The organism is Alcanivorax xiamenensis (assembly GCF_009846745.1).
Taxonomy (GTDB): Bacteria; Pseudomonadota; Gammaproteobacteria; order Pseudomonadales; family Alcanivoracaceae; genus Alloalcanivorax; species Alloalcanivorax xiamenensis.
The window spans coordinates 1-3567 of sequence record NZ_AQPF01000094.1; the positions used below are offsets into that span (position 1 = coordinate 1).

Below are 3567 nucleotides of genomic sequence, written 5' to 3' on the forward strand. Positions count from 1 at the left end.
ACGGCTCCAGCATGCCCGGCAACGACGCCAACGACAGCAAACGGCAAAGCCTGCTCTACGCCTATCCCGATGACGGGCAGGCCGAAGTGCCCACCAAGGCACCGGTGGTGCTGCGCTTCACCAGTGACGTGTCGCTCGGCGACGTGGAACAGAGCGTCACCCTGTGCTGTGACGCCGAAGGCGGCAACCTGGACTACACCGCCGAAACCGTGGGCCCGGACCCGCGCGGCGTGATCCTCACACCGGCGCAATCGCTGAGCCCGCTCACCGACTACACCATCGCCATCAAGAACCTGCGTCTGCGTAACGGCACCTCCGCCGACCGCACCCTGCGCTTCACCACCCGGCCACTGGCCGAAGGGCCCAGAAGCTTGGTGGTCAAGGACGACGGCTTCGCCATCGACCGGCAGATGCCCAATGGCGACACCAACGAACCGATCATGGATTTCTCCAGCTTCCGGTTCCAGTTCACCCAGCCAGTGGACCGCGCCAGCGCCCGCTACGGCGACACCGTGGTGCTCACCGACAGCAGTGGCGCAACCGTGGAAGCCACGCTCCTGATCAACGGCCACTACATGACCGTGGACCCGAAACCGGAGTATCTGACGCCCGGCCAAAGCTACACGCTGAGCCTCACCAACGGCCTCACCAGCACCTTTGATGAAGCCTTCGCTGGCACCGAGATCAGCTTCACCCCGGCGGACTCCTCACCGCGTGGCGAACCGGCCATGCTGGTGCAGCGGATCACCCAGAGCGGCCTGTCCCGCCTCACCGGCAAGAACATCAACCAGGTGCCCGTCAACGGCACCCTGCTCGGCGAAGACGTCAACGTCACCCAGGCCAGCGCCGACGCCGTGGTGGCCGAACTGGCGGACGTCACCGAATACCCCGACGTCACCCCGATCCGCCTGCCCCGCGGCACCAAGCTCACCGGCAGCGCCATCGAAATGGTGATGATCGGCGGCGAAGTCCCCGCCGGCTTCGGTTCCGGCCCCGTGGACATGCGCCTCACCAGCGACGCCAGCGGCTACCTGGTGCCCAACCCCTACAACGTCCATAACCGCGCCGACGCCCTGCGCATCGTCCACCTGCTCATGGACGTGGGCATCGCCACCGAGGACCCGCGCGCCAACGGTGGCTTCACCCAGGACATCATGCACATCGAACTGGTGGGCGTGGCCGAAGTGGACACCGAAGCCGGCGTCCTCAACCTGGACGCCGTCGGCATGGTGGAACCCAACATCCTCGGCCAGGAATACGGCTACGGCCTGCTCAGCTTCCAGCTGCAGTCCTACAAGGATCAGATGAACGCCCCCACCGCCCCGGAAGACACCACCGGCCCGACCCTACAAAGCTGGACCCTGGGCACGGATACCCTCACCGGCGAAGACAAGTCCCTGCTGGCCAAGCCAGGGGATCCGATTATTTTGAACTTCGATGAGCCCATTGATCCGCAGAGCGTGGAAGGCAACGTCACCCTCTATAAAACCGTTAACGGCGGCGCGGAAGAAGCAATGCCGGCGCAGGTGTATGTGGATGGCGCGGCGATTGTGGTGAAGCCGGAGGAGGATTTGGTTTATAGCCCGGAGGAGGCTTCAGCCGAGTATCGACTATTCCTAGATAGCAGGCTGTCCGATATAACGGGTAATCAACTGATGAGCTCTTTTGATCAAAGCTTTTCTCTGGCTCGTAAAATATCTCTTGAAGGTTTAGATCCTGCAGTTCCTGCATTGCTACGTCCAGACCTGGCAGAGTATAGAAAAATAGAAAATGCCCCCGTCATATTAGCTGCGTATCCAGGTTTTCCATGCGCTCTTGAGCAAGAGTTTTTAAATGACCAAGGGGGTGGGATTGATCCTAATCGCGACCTCCAAAATGATAGATCTGGCCTCTGCGTAGGTGGGCTTAGTGAGTTCAATGCCACCGATGCAACTGAAGATGATAAACATCCCGTCGACGATATCATTCCTGTTATGCAATTACCGGCCAACCGCCCTATCATCATTTCCTTTTCAAAGGAAATAGCTTCTGACAGTGTTAACGAAAAAACCTTCCAGGTAGATAAAGTTGACGCCAATGGGACATCCTTATCTCGTATCTCTGGGACATTAAGCACATCCGGGAAAACCATCATTTTCACGCCGTCAGAACCTTGGGAGAAAAGCTTATACAAATACACTCTTCTTTCCTCAGGTTATCAGGTATCTGAAAAGGTTGATGGGTTCGTAAGACAAATTATAGCGGACCCCAACTATACCTGCGGAGAAGACAGCGTTTGTGATCAATCAGGGCTTCCTATCCAGACGGCAGCTATTGGGCTAACTACAATATCTAAAGTAAGAGAACCATCAGGATACACATACAACTATGCTTTAATTCCTACCGGCCCTGAACTACAAGCCGGCGGCCCCGATTTTGTGCAATTTTTTAGAGGAACAAAAAACACAGACACAGTATTACAACACCTAGCAACTGAACCGTTTTCAGATATTAATCATAATTTCATGTCAGACAGGACCAACATGGGAACAGCCCCCTTCCCCCCGCTCGTTTCATCTGGGGAGTATTTACTAGAAAATGAGGAGTATGGCCCAAAAACTCCGTTACTCCCAAGCGCCCCTGGTTATTACCCTGATTATGATCCTGGAGCGTTAAAGCCCCCCCCAAATAGCGCAAAAATCCTATCAAGATATAGAAACATCGAACAGGATGCCTTGCTCGATCAAACAACAAGCGAACCAACAGGCATATTTGGAATCAACTTGGGGTGCGGCTTCGCTTACCCAGCGACGAGCGACGATGGTGATCCAATGGCTTGCCCTGAGCACAAGTTTAGCTACCTGATTTCATCTATGTTTGCTGAAGTAACAGATGAGCTAACACCCGAGGGAATTAGAGTAAAAATATGGCCATCTATGGTTTATGGTACGGGGCTTGATATGTACGCTTGGCAGAAGCTTACTGCATCTTCACAACCAGCCCCCTTCCCTGGAGCCACAGGCAAACAAATTTTAAGAATGCGCTACCCAGCCTCCGAAAACGCAGCCCCCATAACAGGTTTCATATCGACAAAAGCCGGCATTCCGACTCTCGAGGTGGAAGTGCGGTTGTATGCTGAAGCACCATTTGCTGCTGAGTACGGCATATCCAGCCTGCAAAATTCCATCCGTATACGATCCTATCCTATTACGATGAAAATGGCAGGAATGGTTAGTTTTCTTGACGATGGCAGAATGGTCGTTGAACAGTTCAACACCAATAGAGTAGACATATTGGGGAAAATTTCAGGAATCACACGAGGAATTTATGGTGGATATCTAGACTTATTTATACCGGAATACGGCAGCTTCCTACGTTTTACATCCACCCCGATAAAAGGCAAATAAAAGAGTTAATAAATTTAGAAGATGGAAGGGAGGCATATAAAAACATACCCTCCTTTCCATCTAAGAAACGATTAATACAACCAATTCTCAACTCCCCAAAAAACGTCTGAAAGGTAATCGAGGTTTTGAGTAGGGAATTTTACACTAATAGCATTTGTCCACTTCCCCGTTAGTGAGACAG

At 53.5% G+C, this 3567-nt stretch carries 1 protein-coding gene; it reads left to right on the forward strand.

Features of this window, described 5'->3' with window-relative positions:
* Nucleotides 1–11: 11 nt before the first annotated feature.
* The gene (locus A6D6_RS21420) at nucleotides 12–3386 is read left to right on the forward strand and encodes an Ig-like domain-containing domain (RefSeq protein ID WP_159661832.1); all 3375 of its coding nucleotides are present in this window, start codon (nucleotides 12–14) and stop codon (nucleotides 3384–3386) included.
* The last annotated feature ends 181 nt before the right edge of the window (nucleotides 3387–3567 follow it).

Bases quoted from the DNA above. Each gene is read 5' to 3' on its own strand.
- A6D6_RS21420 (WP_159661832.1), top strand. From the start codon at position 12: ATGCCCGGCAACGACGCCAACGACAGCAAACGGCAAAGCCTGCTCTAC.